An 18,658-nucleotide genomic window follows, 5' to 3' on the forward strand; every position below is an offset into this window, starting at 1 on the left:
GCGCGCCTTTGAGCGCGCCGGCTTTCAGCAATGCCTGCCGCGATATGAAAACACCATGAATTTCGATCTCTACGGATTCGGCCCGGCGCTCGCTGCCGGCGCGCTGATGACCGTCAAACTGGCGCTCACGGCATTATGCCTGGGGCTGGTACTCGGCCTCGCCGGTGCCCTGGCCAAGACTTCCCCGTACAAGCCGTTGCAATGGCTGGGCGGTACTTACTCGACAATCGTTCGCGGTGTGCCGGAACTGCTGTGGGTGCTGCTGATTTACTTCGGCACGATCAACGCCATGCGATCACTGGGTGAGTTGCTCGACATTCCCGACCTGTCCCTCAGCGCCTTTGCCGCTGGCGTCATCGCGCTGGGCCTGTGTTTCGGCGCCTACGCCACGGAAGTGCTGCGTGGCGCGATCATCTCCATTCCCAAAGGCCACCGCGAAGCGGGTGTGGCGCTGGGCCTGTCGAAGTTTCGTATCTTTACCCGATTGATCATGCCGCAGATGTGGCGCATCGCCCTGCCGGGGCTGGGCAATCTGTTCCTGATCCTGATGAAAGATACCGCGCTGGTCACGGTCATCGGCCTCGAAGAAATCATGCGCCATGCGCAGATCGCCGTAACCGTCACTAAACAGCCTTTCACCTTCTATATGGTCGCCGCGTTCATCTACCTGGCCCTGACGTCGCTGTCGATGGTGGCTATGCACTTCCTGGAACAACGCGCCGCCCGCGGCTTCGTGAGGACGACGTAATGGAATGGGAAGTCATCATCAAGTGGCTGCCGAAGTTTATCCAGGGCGCCATCCTGACCCTGGAACTGGTGAGCATCGCTGTGATCCTCGGCCTGATCCTGGCCATCCCGCTGGGTATCGCGCGCTCGTCCAGGCACCTGTCTGTGCGCGCCCTGCCCTACGCCTACATCTTTTTCTTTCGCGGTACGCCGCTGCTGGTGCAATTGTTCCTGGTCTATTACGGCCTGGCTCAATTCGAAAGCATCCGCTCAAGCTTCATGTGGACGTACCTGCGCGACCCGTTCTGGTGTGCCACCGCCACCATGACGCTGCATACGGCGGCCTATATCGCCGAGATCCTGCGGGGCGCCATCCAGGCCATTCCGCCGGGGGAAATCGAAGCAGCCCGTGCGTTGGGCATGTCCAGGCCCAAGACGTTGTTCTACATCATCCTGCCCCGGGCCGCGCGCATCGGGCTGCCGGCCTACAGCAACGAAGTCATCCTGATGCTCAAGGCCAGCTCGCTGGCGAGCACCGTGACCCTGCTGGAGCTGACCGGCATGGCCAGGACGATCATCGCGCGCAACTACCTCACCGTGGAGATGTTCTTCACCGCCGGCGTGTTCTACCTGCTGATCTCCTTCCTGCTGGTGCGCGGCTTCAAACTGCTGGAACGCTGGCTGCGCGTCGATGCCTGCCAGGGACGTTGAAGCCCGCTTCAAGGCGCTGGATGCGTTTCTGATCGAGCACCAGGGGCTGTGGCGACCACGGCCCTTTATTCATCGGCAATTGCCTTGGGAAACCGAGCATCCGGAACTGGCCCGGTGGCTGCGTCAACGCTCGTTGTCCGACGCAGAAACCAGCCATAACCACCCCCACACACTGCCGGCGCCCGCACCGTTTCCCACACTGGCCCGCGAAGCCTTGCGTCTCAGTGCTGTGGATAAGTTACCGACGCAGCCCCTGCAACCCGCTGCGCACCGCCTGAATGTCGACGTACCGGGGCGCAAATGGCAGCAAATCGAAGCCTTCGGCGCCGCGCTGCAGTTTGCGCAAACACCCCGGCATTGGCTGGATTGGTGCGCCGGCAAGGGCCACCTCGGCCGCCGCCTGTTGCACACAGGCCAACAGCTGACCTGCCTGGAATACGACCCGGCGCTGATCGCGGCAGGCCAGGCCTTGAGCGACCAGCATGGATTGCCCGTCACCCATCGCCTGCAAGACGTGATGGCCGATGTGGCGCTCGGCCCCGAACACACGCCTGTCGCTCTGCACGCCTGCGGTGACCTGCACGTGCGTCTGCTGCAAGTAGCCAGTGCCGTCGGCTGCAAACAGCTGGCGCTGGCGCCCTGCTGCTATAACCGCATCAACGCGTCGACTTACCAGCCGCTTTCCAATGCGGGCCGTGCTTCACGTTTGCAACTATCGGTTGATGACCTTGGCCTGCCGCTGAGCGAAACCGTCACCGCGGGTAAACGCGTGCGCCGGCAACGGGACATGTCGATGGCCCGCCGCCTGGGTTTCGATCAGTTGCAACGCCAGTTACGCGGCTGCGACGACTACCTGCCCACACCGTCCCTGCCCGCCAGCTGGCTGGACAAACCCTTTGCTGATTACTGCCGGGAGCTGGCGGGTGTTAAAGGGTTATCCACAGATGAGCAGGATTGGCCGGTGTTGGAAGCCTATGGCTGGCAGCGCTTGGCCGAAGTCAGAAACCTGGAACTGGTGCGTGGTCTGTTTCGGCGCCCGCTGGAGTTATGGCTGGTGCTGGATCGGGCACTGTTTTTGGCCGAGCACGGCTACAGGGTAGAAGTTGGGATCTTCTGCGAAACGACACTGACACCGCGCAACTTGTTGGTGCTCGCCGAGCGCGATTAGGGGGCAAAATTGTCGCACCCCAACCTGTGGATAACTCTGTTGATGAATTTTGTACGGAGCCTGTATCCACCTACGCTACAGCCCAAATGCCATGCTGTTCATTTTTTACTCACAAAATAAAGTGCACGTAAAACAGGCAGTTGCGGCGAGTTGAGAACGGCTCCACAAAAAAGTTGTTTCATGACCCAGGCATTCAACCGATTGTGCATAAGCATGTGGCGCTAAGCCTTTAAACCGCCATTTACAGACATTTTTTGCGAGCAATCAGTAGTCGGCAAAGGTCGTTGATATCGTCCGCAGCCAAGCCCAATGCCTGGCTGTCCAATGGGTCGGTTCCGAATGCCAGCGCTTCACTGATCGATGTGTCGCGGTGCACCTCCAGCGGCTCTTTCGCGCCCAGACGCTGCTTGAACGCCTCGACCATATCCAGGCTGAAGGCATTGCCCTCGTCCAGTTGGTTGATCAAGAAGTGAACGTGCGGCGGGCGCTCACGCTCAAGGTGGGGCGCCAGCAGCCCATTAAGTTGGTCCAGAGTGCCCAGGGAAGCGGCGTCAGGCTGCGCAACCACCAACACCACATCGGCCACGCTGAGGGCTTGATGAAAGTAAACGTTATGACCGGCGGGGGTATCGATGATCACCGTATGCCGGGCACTCAAGCCCATGGTCGAGAGGTGCTGGGCCAGCCAGTCCGGCTCGTTTTTGAGCCAGCGCTGCAGGTCTTCCTGTTGCTGCATGTCGGTTTCACCAAAGGGGAGCACGCGACTGCCGAAAAAACCGGGCTGCTGGATGTTCTCCCACTGCCCATGTCGCAGACTGGTCAGGCCGATACCCGGCACGCAAGGGCTGACCCCGAAGTGCAAACGCAAGGCGTTCTGAGGGTCCAGGTCCACCGCTACCACCGACTCGCCATGGCGCTGTAAGCCACTGCTCAAGGCCGCCGCCAAGGTGCTTCGTCCGACCCCACCATTGACCGACACCAACGCAACCACACACGGATGCCGCGCAGCCTTATTCAACGGATGGGACTGCTCATTGACACCGGAAGTTGGTGGAGGAAACGGGGTGCCGTCATCCACGGGGACGCTGCCGAAAAAGTGCATTCGCGCATTCAGCCCTTGGGGATCGAGGCTGACGTCTTTGCCCAGCAGAACCAGAAGACCGTCGGTGAAGCTCATAGCGCAATCCTCATCACGGCGAAGCTTAAAGACGTGAAAAGGTCAGCTGATACGACTGCTTACCGCAGGTCTTTTTGTGGTCGCCCTTGTGCGAGCAGTCTGCTTCAAGCTCGCCAAGGTGTCATTATTTTGATCCTTTCGCTGTTTATTTTTTAGACAGACGGCAAGCCGTCAAATTACTGACCAAGCGTGATGATGTCATACGGCGTTTGCAGGTCGCGCTCTGGAATCTCCCAGATCAACAACTTAGGCGGGGTTTGCCGGAACGCTGGGCTGTCGAAGTACGCCTTGGCCGCGCCGGAAAATTCGCCGCCATCCTTGCTGAAATTGCCTACCGGCGCATTCAGAGCTTTTTGCAGGAAGCCCACAAAGTTCGAATTGCGCGAGAACGAGGTACCGATCAGCGCCACATTGGGCAGGCCGGCGTCGCCGAACAGGTCATCGGCACTGCTGGTGGCACCGCCGCTTTCGTGAGCGGAACTGGCCGCGACCGATTCCCCTGGCGGCTGCAACTTGGGTGGCAACCAGTCGAGACCGGCCAGGCGCACCAGGTCTCCCGGGCGCACGGCGAGCGGCGCCTGGGTAATCTCGAAGGCTTGCTCGGGCGTGGCCTGGATGCCACGTTGCCGGATGCGTTGTACCAGGGCCTTGGCCCCCGCGTTTGAGCCGATTTCGCTCCAGTGGGTGTCGGTACGCAGGTACGCTTCCGGGCCCAGCGGCTTAAGGGTGTCGGTCAGGTCGAGTGCTGATACGCCAGCCGCCTGCAACGTGGCGGTCCAAGCCTGGATGCGGCCATCAAGCGCCGCAGGACGGTACAGACCGCAACGTTGGGCGGCGGCGATACGGCTCTTGTCCGGCACCACCACCACTTGCAGGTCGATGCCCTTTTTGCCCAGTTGCTGCTGCAAGGCGATCACCGCCTGGGCCTTGGTCTGTGCATTGGCCTCGGCATGGCGGTTGATGCGCAGTTCATCGCTGATAAACAGCCAGCCTGGGCAACCCTGGCGCACACGCGGCCCGGTGTCGCCGAACGCCAGCCAACTGGTCCCACGCTCCAGGTTGGCAGCCTGGATCGCCATCGGCGCCTTGGCCAGTTCCTTGGCGAAACGGTGGGTCAACTCACCGTGCAGCAGCATGTCGCTGTCGATCTTGGCGGGCAAGAAGCTGATCGGCCCCTTCACCATCAGCCAGGCACAGGACAGCAGCCCCGCCGCCAGGAAGGGCACCAGCACCCAGGCCGCCAGGGGGCTGGTGCGAACGGCCAAATCGCTCGGAGGAGTCGGCGCGGTAGGAGCGGGCATGGTCGGGCGTCCTTAGAACTGAAAGTACAGAAACGGTACAGCGTCGCGGCTGGCGATCAGCGCGAACGACAACAAAAACCCGGCCACCGGCCACAACGAAGCAGCCACCACAAACCAGGGTTGGGTACCGAAACGCTGCTCGCAACGCACCTGCCAGATCGGCGCAATGATGCACACCAGGCCCAGCAACGCCGCCATGCCGTGGGCCGGGCGCATGGCCACGGCCATTGCGTCACCCAGGGCCACGCCATGCATACCGAACTGGCCGGCGTACATGGTCAGTGCCGAATGGAAGTCCGGCGCGCGGAACAAGGTCCAGGCCAGGCACACAAACAGCAGCGTCAGGATGTGCGACAGCACCGGCGGAATGCGCGGCAGGCTCGACCGCGACCAGGCGCGATCCACACACAGCGCGATACCATGTGCCGCCCCCCACAACAGGTAGTTCCAGCTGTCGCCGCCGTGCCACAACCCGGCGATCGCCATGGTCAGGAACAGGTTGCGATAGGTGCGCCACACGCCGTCGCGGTTACCGCCCAGGGCGATATACAGGTAGTCGCGCAACCAACTGGACAACGACAAGTGCCAACGACGCCAGAAGTCCTGGATGCTGCTGGCCAGGTACGGCCGGTTGAAGTTTTCCGGGAAGTGAAAGCCCAGCATCAGGCCCAGGCCGATAGCCATGGCGCTGTAGCCGGCGAAGTCGAAGAACAGTTGCAGCGAATAGGCCAGGCAACCGACCCATGCATCCACCAGACTCGGGTTTTCGAGGTGGAAGGCAATGTCCACCAACGGCGACAAGGTGTCAGCCACCAGCACTTTCATGCCCATGCCGATCATGAAACGACGCGCGCCCAGAGAGAAGTTCGGCCAGTTGAAATAACGCTGGTTCAGCTCGCGACGGACCCAGTCGTAACGAATGATCGGGCCTGCAATCGAGTGACCGAACATCGAAATGTACGTGGCGTAATTGATGAAGCTGCGCTCCACCGGCACCGTATGACGGTGCACGTCCACCAGGTAGGAAATCGCCTGCAACACGATGAACGACAGACCGGCCGGCAAGGCCACGCGCTGCCAATCCAGCGGCATGGCGCCGTACCAGGTGATCACCTCGCTCACGGTGCCGGCGACGATGTTGGCGTACTTGTACCAACACAGCACCGCCGTGTTGAACACGATCAACGCAATCAACAGGCGCACCCGGCCTTTGCCGTCCTCACGGGAGCGGTCCACCAGCAGGCCGCCGACCCATGCCACCACGGTCAACACCATGTGCAGGAACAGGAACAGCGGGCTCAGCCAGCCATAGAACAACCAGCTGCCGATCAACAGGATGACATTGCGCCAGCTCGGACGAGCCAGGGCATAAATCAACAGGAAGGCCGGCAGGAACAGCGTGAGAAATTCGAGTGAGGCAAAGACCATGGTGGTGTCGGGCCCGATCAGTTAGCGAGTGCGTCGGAGGCGAACAGCAACTTCGAACCTACAGCCGAAGGGACGGCCAGCACGCTATAGCGCTCACCCGCCTTGAGGGTGAACGTCAGCGGCTGGCCCACCGGAGCACCGGCGCACTTGAGCTGCACCGACAGCTCCACCGGGTTGATCATGCGGCGCTGCACCGCACCTTCAGCCACCTTCTTGAACAGCTCGGCTTTTTGCGCCACGGCTTCCAGGCTGGCGTCGGCGCACGCGGCGTCGGCGTTGATAAAGGCCAGGGAAGCTTTGAGCGCGTTGAAGTCGTCCGGTTGCTCACGCACCACCAACTGGCGCGTGGCGCCCTGGGCGTCGACCAACGCGACCACGGTGGCGAATTCGCCGGGGGCCACGGTCACCGACAGGTCGGCGTTTTTACCGTCGCGGCTCAACACGCCCTTGATCGGCTTGTCACCCCCCACCACCGGCAGGAAGTCCGACACGGCTTTATCCCCGCTCAACACCAGGCTGGCCTTGGAACCGTCCGCCACCAGCTTCAACTCGCCGGGAGCGCCATTGGCAAAACGCAGGAACGCTGCGTCTTGCTCCGGGCCGGTGGGGTACAACGGGATGTCGGCGCTGTAGGCGCTGACACTGGCGAGCAAAGTAGCCAGGCCCAGGGTCATTCGTTTCATTATTTGCTTCCTTTACCGTAGGCCGATGGCGGCAGGTCGCCCAGGGCTGTACCAATGGCCTTGGCCCATTTCTGGTAGCCGTCGATGGTGAAGTGCTGGCCGTCAGTGGTGATCCACTCGCCCGGCTTGGAGAAGGTCAGCGAATCGATGTAGGTGCACGGCGCCACGTTACTGGCCAGGAAAGCCGACATCAGCTTGGTGCGGGTGTCGTCCTTCTTGTACTGGGAACCGACCTTGCCCCACGGCGGACCGACCCACACGCACTTGGTGCCGGTGTCGGTGATCGCCTTGGTCAGCGAGGTCACGCTTTTCCAGGCCCAGGCCTTGGGGAATACCGGATTGGTGTACGAGCCCATGGTGTCACCGATGATCAGCACGACAACGTCGGGTTTGTCCTTGGCGATCAGTTCCTGGATCGGCGTGGTGCTCATGGCGTTCTTGCCGTAGATCACGGCTTTGCCGGTGGGCAGGCGCTCGCCGCCACACTCGACTTTTTTCGGTACGACCCAATCCGCCGCACCAGCACCACAGGCACCGATGGAGTGAACCACCGCGCCTTGCTTGGTCAGGTTGTCTTGCAGCGGGTTGAGCAACGAATCGGGAAAGCTCATATGACTTTCGCCCAGTACCAGCATGGTTAGGCCGGCAATCGCAGAAACAGGCATGAATAACTCCGATTTAATCAGTTGGAATAAGGAGAACGGTACGGGCTGACCGGCAAAGGCATAGGTCCGCTCAGGTCTTCGAACAAGTAGCGCAGATAAGCATTACCCGCGTACTGGCGGTAATCCTGGGCGTTATCGAGTCCGATTTCACCCCCCAGGTAGAACCGCGAGCTGAGACGGTATTCGGCAGCCGCGTTGAAGCTGTAGCCGACGCCGGTTTTGCTGGTGCTCTCGTACTTGGGATTATTCCTGGACGCTTGCAGCCTACTTTCGCCAGGGAAAAAATCCGCCCCATCTTGCGCGATATGCTGCAGGCCTACCGAACTTTTTACCTGGTAACTGAAGCGATCAAAGCTTTGCGCCCAACGAATCGGCACGCCCAGGGAGAAGAAGCGCTGCGGGCTGAAGTAACCGCCGTTGCCGTAGGTGTAGAAGTCCTGGTTTTCCTTGAAGGTCATCGCCGAGCCGCTGATACCCAGGGTCAACGTGTCCCGCTGGTTGTTGCGCAGGTACCAGTAGATGCCGCTGCCCAGTTCCAGACGGGTGTTGTCTTCGACGTTATTGCCCAGCAATTCATGCAGCGACGCGTAGCCGTAGACGCCCAGTTTCTGGTTGTCATAGCTCAGCTCACCACGGCCGCCGTTGGCGGTGACGCCGCCCCATTTGTTGCCATCGCCGTCTTCGGAACCTGCGAAGGAAGTGACACTGTCGGTGACCGGACGCCGGGAAATATTGGCGCCATATCGGAAGTTCGAATTGGCCTCGAACGGACGCGACACACTCACGCCACCCACCAGGGTGTTGTAGAGGAAGCCCAACGGGCTGACCCCGACGTCGGCCTTGAAGCCTTCATCCGGATTCTCGAACGCGACGGCCAAGCCAACACCGGTGTCGCTCTGGGAGCCCGCCGGGGTGGTGGTGCCTTTGCCAAAACGCGACAACGCATCGCTGCCCACGCTGCCCGCGCTCAAGTGCACCGGCGTGACGCGCAACGCTATGGTGTTATCGCCAACCGGCATGCGCGCCTCGAACGGCGCTTCCACATCGGTGATCTTGCTCAAGCCTTTCTCGCCGTTATTGCTGCGTACGCTCAAGCCCTGCACCACATACCCGGTACGGTCACGCAGGATGGTATCCAGCGCACGCCGTGCCGGGCTCAGCTCGGGGCTGTCGATGGAGGCGATGGTCGACGGCGGCACAAACGGGTCGCTCAGGTCGTTGGACGTCGCGCTGGCAAACGCGCTGGACGTAACGGTCTTGGTCGGTGCATCGATCGGCGGCGGCACGGCGCCGGCGACAGTCAGGTCGGTGACCTGGCGGCGCTGGCCCGGCAAGCCCACGAAGGGGTTATACGATTTGCCCTGAGGTTCGGCCTGGGCCACCTGGGTCCTGGCCTTCATCGCGGTTTCAATCGCCAGGGCCTTGCGCAGCAGTTCAGCGGCTTCGCTGTTCTTGCCCAGGCCCTGATAGATGCGTGCCGCCGAAGTAAGGATCTCCGGGTTGCCCGGTTCGAGCGCCAGGGCCTTGTCGCTGGCCGATTGTGCCAGGCTGCGGTCGTTGCCTTTCAGGGCGATGTCCGCCAGACCCAATTGCAGGCGCGCATTATTCGGGTTCTGCTGGATCAACGGCGTGTACAGCTCCATGGCCTTCTTGCCGTTGCCGCTGGCCGCGTACATGCGCGCCAGGGCACCGACACCCAATGCGTCGTTCGGGCGCTGGGCCAGGGCCGGGGAAAGCATGTCGTAGGCCGCCACCAGGTCGTTCTTCTCGCGCAGGGCGTCGGCCTGCTTGACCCGGTACAGGTAGATCAAATCGTCATAGCGCTGGCGACCGATCTCTGTCAACGGCTGGCCTTGCACTTCGCGCAGGATCTCGCCCGCCTCGCTGTACTTGTTGGCCTTGAGCAGCACGTTGGCGTACAGCAGTTTCTGGTCGACAGTCGGGTTGGGGTTGTTCTCCACCACCCTCTGCATCATGTCCAGGCCGAACTGCGGGGCGCCCACTTCAACATAAGCAGCAGCCAGCACAGCCACACGCTCAGGTTTTTGCCGGGCCAGCGACTCGGAACGACCAAGCAGCGCCAGGGCTTCCGGACGCTGGCCACGGCGCGCTGTTTCGATGGCGATGTCCGTCTGCTGATGCAGGGCGATATCGATCGCCAGCTCGTTCATGTCCGCCGTGCGCTGGGCGGTGGGGATACGCCCGAGGGTGGCCTCGGCTTGTTTCCACTCGCTCAGTTCAGCCGACATCAGGGTGCTCGTGTACAGCGCATCTGGTTGGTTGGGCTGGGTCTTGAGCAGGCCGTCGATCAGGGCACGCGCATTGCGGATCTGACCGTCGCGCAGGTACATGCGCGCCAAGGCAAAGCGGGTCCAGGGGTTTTCCGGGTCGGCGTCGAGGGCCTGGCGGTAGGCGGCTTGCGCGGCCTTCAGGTCACCGCGCTGCTCGGCCAGTTTGCCGACCTGGGTAGCGCGCAGTGCGTTGATTTTCACGCTCGGCGCAAACTTGGCGCGCTGGGCCGGCGACACCGAGTCGATCAGCTTCAGGGCTTCATCCGGCTGGCCGGATTGGGACAGCACGTTGATCAAACCGCTGAGCGCATCCGGGTCGCCAGGGTGACGGGCCAACACCTTGCGGTAGCCGGCTTCGGCAACGTCGAACTGGTTGTCCTGGGCCTGGAAACCGGCCAAGGCGATTGCCGCACCCGGTTGGCCCGGGCTCAGGCGCTCGGCCTGGGCCACCAGGTCACGGGCCTGGGCACCGCGGCCGGCGCGCTGGGCGTCACGGCTCTGGCTGATCAGGTTCCAGTAACGCACGTCGTTCAGGGCCGACTGCCACGCGGCGCCACCGGGCAAGCGCGTGGCCTGCACCAGGTAGTTTTCCGCATCGCTGAAACGCTCTTGCTGTTGACGCAACACGCCCATGCCACCAAGCGCATCGACGTCATTGGATTTTTGCGCAAGACGCGCCGTGAGCAGTGGCTCGGCGGTTTTCAAGTCGCCGTCGTCCAAGGCCTTGAACGCCTTGGTCATCTGCGGATCACGCTGCCAGGCACCGCCGCCCTTGCCTTGGGCGATGCCCTTGTCCATGAGCGCGCGGATCTCGGTGTCATCCGGGTGCACGGTGAGAAATTGCTGGAACAGCGACACCTGGTCCGGCTTCGGTGGGCCGAGCCAGACCAGCGCAAAGCGCCAGGTTTCATCGGCGTTGCCGCCCACGTCGTTGTTCGAGGCCAGCTTGGCCAACGCACGGATACCGTCCGGCCGGGTAGCCGGGTTGCGCGCCAGGTGCTTGGCCAGGAACAGCGCAACGATCGGATCGTTGGGCCGCTCACGGGTCAGGCGCTGCAGGCCGGCAATGGCCTCATTGGTGCCCTTGGCGGTAAAACCCAGGGTGTTGTAGTACTCACGGGCGATCAGGCCCTGGGGCTGGCGGCCCTGGAAAATCTGACGGTACAAGGCCACGGCCTTTTCGCGCTCGTCTTCGGGCTCACCCAATTCACGCGCCTGCTCCAACAGCTTGGCATTTTCCGGCATGTTGACGGTGATATCTTGCTCCAACTGCAACGCCTGGCGCGGCACCGGGCTCAGCGCTTGCAGTCGGGCCAGATACTTTTGCGCCTCGGCCGGGTGGTTCTGCTGCATCTGGATCAAGCCGACGCCATAAAGCGCGTCCGGCTGCTCGGGGCTCAGGTTAAGCAGTTTCTGCCAGGTCTCCAGCGCCCGCTCGGGGTTTTTCTTCGCCTGCCAGTAGTAGCCCTGCTCGATCAGCAGGGACTGCGGGTCGCTGGTTTCAGCGAAGCCGGCGGTCGAGGCCAGGGCGGCGAGAATCGCAATGGCTAGCGTGTGACGGCGCATGCTGCCTCCCAGGAAAGTTTGACCGTACCGTCTTGTTCAAAACGGTACTTCTGATCGGAAAAGCCTTGGCTGAACAGGCTGAGCATGTAGTCGTAGTAGATCGGCTGCGTGCTGTCCGGCGCCGAGGGCGCCAGGGCTTTGTTGAGCGCGTCGTCGACCTTGGCCTTTTGCAGTTGTGCCAGGGCGGTTTCGCCTCGGGCCTGGAAGAAGGCAATGGTCGACGCCGAGAAGCCGATCGGCGAATAGCCATTGTTCTTCTCGACTTCGCCGGTGGTGACGTGGATTTTCTCCGGCGGGAAGCCGGTGGCCGCCGCAGCCGTCGCCCGTGACATGCCCCCCAGGGACTTGAGCATGCCCGCCGCCAGTGGATCGGTCTTGGCGGTCATGCCGGCCCACATGTAGGTGCGGATCGCGTCGTAGCTGCCCAGGTCATCGGAGAACGGGTCGACCACAAACAGCCCAGTGTTGGTACTGGTCGCGCGGTAACCGACCCAGTTGGCCGCCAGACCATGGGGGTTGCTGGCGGTGTCGGCGAGCATCCGCGCGTTACTTTCGGCCACTTCGTTCCAGCCTGCATTGGGCCGCTCTTTATGGAAGCGACGTAGCTGCGCCAGCACCTGGTAGCTCGGGTTGAATCGCCACAGACCACCGGCATGGGCGTAACCCACCGGCCCGGGCAACAGCATCTTGCCCAGGCCCGGCACACGCACGATCAGGTTGCGTTCCACATTAGCCAGCACCAATTGCGCATCGGCGCGGTATTGCGGCGCATTCCACACGCGGGCCGCTTCGAGCAGGGCGTAGGCCATCCACAAATCCGCGTCGCTGGCGGAGTTGGGATCGATCACGCCCCAGGTGTCGTCAGGCTTTTTGCCCCACAACCAACCTGGCAGGTTCTGGCCGATATCGGCCCCCGACATGTTGGCCTTGGTCCAGGTCCACAGCTTGTCGAAGCTGCCACGGTCGTTGCCGACCAGGGCGAAGAACATCGCATAGGACTGCCCTTCCGAGCTGCTCTCGGTAGGTTTCATGGAGGAGTTGAGCACACGGCCGTCGTCCTGCACGAAGCGCTTGGCATAGTTCTGCCACAACGGCCAGTCACAGCTCTGCGCCTGCGCCACACCTGCACACATCAGCGAGCCCAGCGCTATCAGGGCCATGCTACGCAGCAGGCTCATGCCAACCGCCGTTTTGCACGGGCACGCAGCGACAGGTAGATCAGCGACGTGACCACCGCCAGACTGAGGAAGGTGATCAACAGCATCCACCCCAGGTTCTGGGACAGTTGCCACTGCATGAACTTGAAGTAGTTGAGCTTGCCGACGTAGTACTGCTCGTCCGCCACCAGCGAGCTGATTTGCGTGCCTTGCACCACCGCCAGGCTGCCCTGGATCGAATCTTTGTAGTCGTCACCGCCGATCAGGGCGGAGGTAGCTTCCAGCAGGCCTTGCGGCTGGTTGCTGGCGATCAGTACCACGCTGCGCCCGGACTTGAGCGGCGATTGGAAACCGGCCAGCCAGGTGCTGCTGCTCAAGCTGTTGAAGGTAATCCCGGTATTGGCCTTGTGGATATTGGCCGCCGGATCGGGGCTGACCCAGCTGCGTACATAACGCGGCAGGTCCGACAACAGGAACTGATGCTGCGCGCCATCGCTGGTCGCCGGCAGGTACTGCTGCCACTGCTTGAGCAGCGGTTGGTTGGCGGCGGTGGCGAGCACCAGCAGGTCCTTGTCGGCGACGCTTTGCACATCTTTGGCCTGTACCACTTTCACGGCAGTCGCCGGGTAACCGGTGGCTTCGCCGAAGCGGCCGAGCACGGTCAGGTAAGCGGTGATTTCATCGGTGCCGAAGTTGTCTGGCATGACCACGGCGGATTCCGACAGGTCGGCCAGGCGCGTGAACGGGAAACCGGAGTCGTTGAACACACCCAGGTTAGGCATGGCGATGTAGTGCTGGTAACCGGTGACATCGAGGGTAGAGTCTGGGTCGACGGAACCGCGCATGTTGTCGACGATAATGTCGCGGCATTCGCCTTCTTTGATGTAGTCGTACATAAAGCGCAGCTGCAGCTTGGACTTGGGCGATGCCGAGCTGATCGGCAACAGGGTCGTCACTTCACGGGGCAGGCTTTCGTCTTTCTTCAACTGGTCGAGCAGGGTTTGACCGCCGCCCAGGTTGGTCACCGACGGCAGCGCCACGGACTTCATGAACTGGTCATTCAGACCGATCAGCAGCGCGGAATTGGTCGACACCTGCTGTGGGGTGTAACGGTATTTGAGGTGCAGCGGCACACCTTCTTCACGCCAGTTGAACAGGTCAGGCGGCAGGCGCATGTCGACGCTGATGGCGCCGGGATTGTAGCCCGACACACTAAGCTTCTGCTGCTCGACCAACTCACCGAGGCGCACCGGGCGGTTGCTCGGCAGCCAGTTCGGGGCGTCATAGGGACGGCGCGGCGCGAGGGCTTCGAGCTTGGTGATGACCACGCTGTTGCCGGCCAATACCGGGCTACCCAGCACCACGGCGGTGGCGGCGCGCTTGAGCTCTTGCGCGTCACGGCCGGTGACGATCAGCAGCTTGCCATTGGCATCGGTGGGGTTGGCGATCAGGGTCAACGTCGGGCCTGTCGGCTTGGCGATGGCGACACCGTGCACATCCATGGCTTCGGCGGTTTGCACCAGCACGATGGCATTGCCCTTGGCCGGCAGCTCGCCGAGGGTGGTCGGGAAGGTCGCGCCACGGTAGCTGGCGAGGCCGCCGATCCAAGACGACAACGCACCGGCCGCTTCCAGGGCGGCACTGTCCGGCGCGGTGGCGAACACGAACGGCAGGCTCACCCGGCGCGCGTCACGCTTATCGAAGAATGGCAGCGGCAGCACGGCCAGGTCGTCCTTGAGGACGATCGGCTCGACCTGCACTTTCAGCTCACTGCTGTTGCTGATCTTGGCCCACAGGCTGCTGTGCAACGGGTCTTCGCAGGACATGGTGTAGTGACCGATGAACTGCAGACTCAAGCGGTTGAATTCGGTGATCAACTTCGGCGGGATCTGCACCAGTTGTTCTTGCTGGGTGCCGGCACCCTCTTTGGGCAACGCCAGGCTGGCGGCTACTTCGCCGTTGACCAGCACGTTGATCTGCGACAGGTCCGCCAGCAACGCCGGCGAGTAGCTGTACTTGAGCAACAGTTGCGCGCCCTTGACCACTTCGTCGGCACGAATGTCGAAGTTGACGCTGTCGGAAGACTCCACCCCTTGCAGGTTCATGGTGTCGCGACGCCCCAATTGCTTGAGGGTCAGGCTGTAGCCGTTGTCGGTGCTTTGCACGGGCACGGTGGTCACCGCCTGCTCGGCAGCTTGCGCCAGGGTGTTGAAACCCATCAGCGAGGCTATCATCAGCGCGAGTGCACGGCGCGGATGAGGGCGAGCGAAAATCTTCGAGGTCATGGCTTGTCCATCAGCGTATCAAGCGGTTTTTTGGGGGTGCGGCTCAAGGCCAGACGCAGTTCGTGTAGGGTGGCGTGGCCGAGGGTGAACAGGCCGCCAATGCCGATGGAGCTGACTTCGCGCAGGGCCGCCAGCGGCGTATCCGGTTGGCCGGCGCCCCAGCTTGCGGCCCAGGTGTCGGCGCGGGAGAAGGTCAGGCGTACCAATTCGCTTTGCTGGCGCAGGCTGAGGGGTTCGAACTGGGCGCCGATCTGCGCCCCTTTGCTGAACACCACGCGCGCATCGAACAGGCTGTCCTGGCCGTTGCGCGAGAGCACCAGTTGCACGCGCTCGCCCTGGGTGATCGAGTGACCATCGGTGAGCATCAGGCCGAAGCCGTTCTGCGAGAAATCCTGGGTAGTGCCATCCAGCACACGGCCGTCGGCACAGATAATGCTCACCGGTAGCTTGGCGCTGACGCGCGGCTCGGAACGCACCTGGCGCGCCTCCGAGGCCACGGCTACGGCGGCGCTGGTGATGATCAGGTTGTAGAGGGTCCAGGTCAGGTTGATCGCCACCGTCACGGCCGTGGACGCATCGCCCCAGATCAACTGATGGATACCAAAACCCAGGCCGACCAGGTTCACGGCTAACAGCACCAGGTAAGGGCGCGCCAGCTTCCAGTCGAAGAACTGCTTATCGATGATGCCGCCCTTGTCGGTGACGTTGAAGCCACCGGCCTTGGGGTTGACCAGCGCCACCAGCACCGGCGGCAGGATGTACCAGGCCAGTACGGTCTCGTATACCTCGTTCCAGAACGAGTGCCGGAAGCGGCCCTGGATGCGTGAGTTGGTCAGGCTTGAATGCACCAGGTGCGGCAGTACATAAGCGACGATCATCAGCGCCGAGGCATGGAAAATCTCCGCGCCAAAGACCAAATAGGCCAGCGGCGCGGTGAGGAACACCAAACGCGGCAAACCATAAAAGAAGTGCAACATAGCGTTGGCGTAGCAGATGCGCTGGCCCCACTTGAGGCCCTTGCCCAGCAGCGGGTTGTCGGTGCGGAAGATCTGCGCCATGCCCCGCGCCCAGCGAATCCGCTGGTTGATGTGGCGCGACAGGCTTTCCGTGGCCAGACCCGCGGCTTGCGGGATAGCCAGGTACGCCGTGTTGTAGCCCAGGCGGTTGAGCTTGAGCGCGGTGTGGGCGTCTTCGGTCACGGTCTCGACGGCCACCCCGCCGATTGCCAGCAGCGGATCACGGCGAATCACCGCACACGAGCCGCAGAAGAAGGTGGCGTTCCACAGGTCGTTGCCGTCCTGCACCAGGCCGTAGAACAGCTCGCCCTCGTTGGGCACGGCGCGGAAGGTATCGAGGTTCTTTTCGAACGGGTCCGGCGAGAAGAAGAAGTGCGGCGTTTGCAGCATCGCCAGCTTCGGATCCTTGAGGAACCAGCCCAGGCTGACTTGCAGGAAGGAGCGCGTCGGCACGTGGTCGGCGTCGAACAGCGCGATGTATTCGCCGTCGGTGACCTTCAATGCTTCGTTGAGGTTACCGGCCTTGGCGTGGAAGTTATTGTCGCGGCGGATGTAGTTCACGCCGATCTTGCGGCAAAAGTCGCGGAACTCGTCACGGCGACCGTCATCGAGCACGTGGACGCGCAGCTTGTCCTTGGGCCAGTCCATCGCCTGGGCGGCGAAGATGGTCAGTTTTACGATACTCAGCGCTTCGTTATAGGTGGGGATGAACACGTCCACCGTCGGCCATTCTTCCGGCTCGGCCTTGAGCCATACGGGCGTGCGGCGCAGCGGCCAGGCGGTTTGCACGTAGCCGAAGATCAGCACGATCAGGGCGTAGAACTCGGCGGCGACCAGGCCGTAGCCGAAGAACATGTCGAGCCAGGTTTCAAAACCCAGGGTGGAGGTGAGTCGCCAAAACATGTAGCGCAACGAGGCCACCAGCGACAACACCACCAGCGCGAGGATTGCCAGGCGCCCCGGGACCTTGCGCAGCACCAGCACCGCCATGAAGCACACGGCGGCAAACAGGCATTGGCTGTAGAGGTCCAGCGGCGCGCTGATAACGCCCATAAGCAGCAGGGCACCGAGCACGCAACTGGCAAATACCAGCACCGTACGCAGCGCCGCAGGCCAGCGATTGAAGCGCGCGATGGCGCCATTCAGGCGCTGTTCAGCGCGCCCTTCGACGAAGGGCGTGGAAGACGTATTGTCGGTCATGGGAGGTCCGAGTCGATGCGTTCGAGCAAGGTACGGCACAGGGCGTGGACGTCCTGGCAGCCGATACTGTTGACGGTAGGGTCGAGGGGGTCACGCCCGCAGGCCTGGGCTTCGCTGAACGCCAGGTCGCGGTGGACGATGCCCAGCAGGGCAGTACCGAGGCGCGTCTTGAACACCTCGGCCATGTCCAGGCTGAACCGGTGGGCGGCGTCCAACTGATTGATCACATAAAAGCGTCGTGGTGGTTTTGCGCGTTGCAGGTATGGCGCCAGCACGCTGTCCATCTGGTCCAGGGTGCTGAACGACGCCACATCCGACTGCACCACCACCAGCACCGCGTCGGCGACCGACATGGCTTGGCGGAGGTACACGGTGTTACCGGCCGGTACGTCGATGATGACCGTGTCCTGGCCGTTCAGTTTAAGGCTGGCCAAACGCTTACCAAGCCACTCGGAATCCTGGCCCAACCAGCGATTCAAGCTCTGCTGCTGCTCGTGGTCAGTGCCACCGAAGGCCACCAGGCGGCAACCGGCAAAGCCGCGCTCGGGCAGGGCTTCCCAGCCTTCGTTAAGCAAGCTGGTGGCGCCGACGCCAGGGATGTCGAGGCCCAGGCACAGGTGGTGACGCAGGGCGTTTTGCGGGTCCAGGTCGAGGGCAAGCGCCGGGTGACCCTGGCGCTGCAAGCCACTGGCAACCGCAGCAGCCAAGGTGCTACGGCCGACGCCGCCTTTGACCGAAACCACCACCACCACTTTCGGCGTGGACGGCTCCGAATACACCTCGCCTTGCGGCCCCTGTACCACTTCGGGCAGCGGCAGGTGGTCGGCGTCGCCATGGTTCAGCTCTTCGAGCAAACGCAACAACGGAGCCGATGGGGCTTCATCTAAAAGAGCTGCCAATGCAGGCAGGGGAGCAACAACCTCCGGGCTTTCCAGGACCTCTACTTCGTCCTCGATGAACTCATGGATAAAGTCGATTTCGCGGTAGCCATTCGGGTTGGCACCCAGCTTGTTGAATAGTTTTGAAATGTCATCTGCTCGACTCACTCACTGCCCCTCCCCACCTGGTTTGCCCTTTAAAGGCGATAAAAAGGTCAGCAATGGGCTGACCGTGTATTTTTATAGTTATGTGTTGGCCGAGGTATTCTGTGATATCACAATGATAGTGTCAGTATTTTGATGATTTTACCCGGGTATTATCCGACGAACGGCATGGCGCCATTTTTATGACTATTTCGCCGAGAAAAATGCATCCCTCGTAAGAACATGGACTTGCACTGATTTA

The 18,658-nt window shown here is 62.1% G+C and carries 13 protein-coding genes; 3 read left to right on the forward strand and 10 right to left on the reverse strand.

What is annotated here, in order from left to right; genetic code table 11:
• The first annotated feature begins 55 nt into the window (after positions 1-55).
• From HDC32_RS22830 to HDC32_RS22840, 3 genes are read left to right on the forward strand one after another with little or no spacing between them, the layout of a single operon-like run.
• Positions 56-748 carry an ABC transporter permease gene (locus tag HDC32_RS22830; protein ID WP_145335859.1) on the forward strand — a complete coding sequence of 231 codons (693 nt, stop codon included), beginning with the start codon at positions 56-58 and terminating at the stop codon, positions 746-748.
• The gene (locus HDC32_RS22835) at positions 748-1,437 is read left to right on the forward strand and encodes an ABC transporter permease (RefSeq protein ID WP_131696929.1); all 690 of its coding nucleotides are present in this window, start codon (positions 748-750) and stop codon (positions 1,435-1,437) included. Before HDC32_RS22830 ends, HDC32_RS22835 begins: the two co-directional genes overlap by 1 nt.
• Positions 1,418-2,605 (forward strand): methyltransferase, encoded by a 1,188-nt coding sequence (locus HDC32_RS22840; RefSeq protein WP_184745535.1) that lies wholly within the window; start codon positions 1,418-1,420, stop codon positions 2,603-2,605. Before HDC32_RS22835 ends, HDC32_RS22840 begins: the two co-directional genes overlap by 20 nt.
• 241 nt (positions 2,606-2,846) lie before the next feature.
• Here the strand turns inward: HDC32_RS22840 and bcsQ (HDC32_RS22845) are convergent, their stop codons facing one another.
• From bcsQ (HDC32_RS22845) to bcsQ (HDC32_RS22890), 10 genes are all read right to left on the reverse strand, one after another.
• Positions 2,847-3,782: a cellulose biosynthesis protein BcsQ gene (bcsQ, locus tag HDC32_RS22845; RefSeq protein WP_167655949.1), complete on the reverse strand. Its 936-nt coding sequence runs from the start codon at positions 3,780-3,782 to the stop codon at positions 2,847-2,849.
• Positions 3,783-3,958: 176 nt separating this feature from the next.
• Positions 3,959-5,083, reverse strand: coding sequence for an alginate O-acetyltransferase AlgX-related protein (locus tag HDC32_RS22850; RefSeq protein ID WP_131696932.1), 1,125 nt, complete (start codon positions 5,081-5,083; stop codon positions 3,959-3,961).
• Between the two features lie 12 nt (positions 5,084-5,095).
• Positions 5,096-6,511, reverse strand: a complete 1,416-nt coding sequence (locus tag HDC32_RS22855) for an MBOAT family protein (protein WP_131696933.1) — start codon at positions 6,509-6,511, stop codon at positions 5,096-5,098.
• Between the two features lie 17 nt (positions 6,512-6,528).
• The gene (locus tag HDC32_RS22860; protein WP_184745536.1) at positions 6,529-7,194 is read right to left on the reverse strand and encodes a DUF4397 domain-containing protein; all 666 of its coding nucleotides are present in this window, start codon (positions 7,192-7,194) and stop codon (positions 6,529-6,531) included.
• Positions 7,194-7,859 carry an SGNH/GDSL hydrolase family protein gene (locus HDC32_RS22865; protein WP_027605099.1) on the reverse strand — a complete coding sequence of 222 codons (666 nt, stop codon included), beginning with the start codon at positions 7,857-7,859 and terminating at the stop codon, positions 7,194-7,196. Before HDC32_RS22865 ends, HDC32_RS22860 begins: the two co-directional genes overlap by 1 nt.
• Before the next feature lie 17 nt (positions 7,860-7,876).
• Positions 7,877-11,716 carry a cellulose biosynthesis protein BcsC gene (locus HDC32_RS22870; RefSeq protein WP_184745538.1) on the reverse strand — a complete coding sequence of 1,280 codons (3,840 nt, stop codon included), beginning with the start codon at positions 11,714-11,716 and terminating at the stop codon, positions 7,877-7,879.
• Positions 11,698-12,894: a cellulose synthase complex periplasmic endoglucanase BcsZ gene (bcsZ, locus tag HDC32_RS22875; RefSeq protein ID WP_184745540.1), complete on the reverse strand. Its 1,197-nt coding sequence runs from the start codon at positions 12,892-12,894 to the stop codon at positions 11,698-11,700. The genes HDC32_RS22870 and bcsZ overlap by 19 nt, the downstream gene beginning before the upstream one ends.
• Complete coding sequence (bcsB, locus tag HDC32_RS22880; protein WP_131696937.1) at positions 12,891-15,158, reverse strand: cellulose biosynthesis cyclic di-GMP-binding regulatory protein BcsB; 2,268 nt, start codon at positions 15,156-15,158, stop codon at positions 12,891-12,893. Before bcsB ends, bcsZ begins: the two co-directional genes overlap by 4 nt.
• Complete coding sequence (bcsA, locus tag HDC32_RS22885; RefSeq protein ID WP_184745542.1) at positions 15,155-17,374, reverse strand: UDP-forming cellulose synthase catalytic subunit; 2,220 nt, start codon at positions 17,372-17,374, stop codon at positions 15,155-15,157. The genes bcsB and bcsA overlap by 4 nt, the downstream gene beginning before the upstream one ends.
• Positions 17,371-18,420 carry a cellulose biosynthesis protein BcsQ gene (gene bcsQ / locus HDC32_RS22890; protein WP_405046497.1) on the reverse strand — a complete coding sequence of 350 codons (1,050 nt, stop codon included), beginning with the start codon at positions 18,418-18,420 and terminating at the stop codon, positions 17,371-17,373. The genes bcsA and bcsQ (HDC32_RS22890) overlap by 4 nt, the downstream gene beginning before the upstream one ends.
• Between the last annotated feature and the right edge of the window lie 238 nt (positions 18,421-18,658).

This window comes from Pseudomonas sp. JAI120, from assembly GCF_014207255.1.
In the GTDB taxonomy this organism is placed as follows: Bacteria; Pseudomonadota; Gammaproteobacteria; order Pseudomonadales; family Pseudomonadaceae; genus Aquipseudomonas.

Bases quoted from the DNA above. Each gene is read 5' to 3' on its own strand.
- bcsQ (WP_167655949.1), bottom strand. From the start codon at position 3,782: ATGAGCTTCACCGACGGTCTTCTGGTTCTGCTGGGCAAAGACGTCAGC.
- HDC32_RS22840 (WP_184745535.1), top strand. From the start codon at position 1,418: ATGCCTGCCAGGGACGTTGAAGCCCGCTTCAAGGCGCTGGATGCGTTT.
- HDC32_RS22870 (WP_184745538.1), bottom strand. From the start codon at position 11,716: ATGCGCCGTCACACGCTAGCCATTGCGATTCTCGCCGCCCTGGCCTCG.
- bcsZ (WP_184745540.1), bottom strand. From the start codon at position 12,894: ATGAGCCTGCTGCGTAGCATGGCCCTGATAGCGCTGGGCTCGCTGATG.
- HDC32_RS22865 (WP_027605099.1), bottom strand. From the start codon at position 7,859: ATGCCTGTTTCTGCGATTGCCGGCCTAACCATGCTGGTACTGGGCGAA.
- HDC32_RS22855 (WP_131696933.1), bottom strand. From the start codon at position 6,511: ATGGTCTTTGCCTCACTCGAATTTCTCACGCTGTTCCTGCCGGCCTTC.
- bcsB (WP_131696937.1), bottom strand. From the start codon at position 15,158: ATGACCTCGAAGATTTTCGCTCGCCCTCATCCGCGCCGTGCACTCGCG.
- bcsA (WP_184745542.1), bottom strand. From the start codon at position 17,374: ATGACCGACAATACGTCTTCCACGCCCTTCGTCGAAGGGCGCGCTGAA.
- HDC32_RS22860 (WP_184745536.1), bottom strand. From the start codon at position 7,194: ATGAAACGAATGACCCTGGGCCTGGCTACTTTGCTCGCCAGTGTCAGC.
- HDC32_RS22850 (WP_131696932.1), bottom strand. From the start codon at position 5,083: ATGCCCGCTCCTACCGCGCCGACTCCTCCGAGCGATTTGGCCGTTCGC.
- HDC32_RS22835 (WP_131696929.1), top strand. From the start codon at position 748: ATGGAATGGGAAGTCATCATCAAGTGGCTGCCGAAGTTTATCCAGGGC.
- HDC32_RS22830 (WP_145335859.1), top strand. From the start codon at position 56: ATGAATTTCGATCTCTACGGATTCGGCCCGGCGCTCGCTGCCGGCGCG.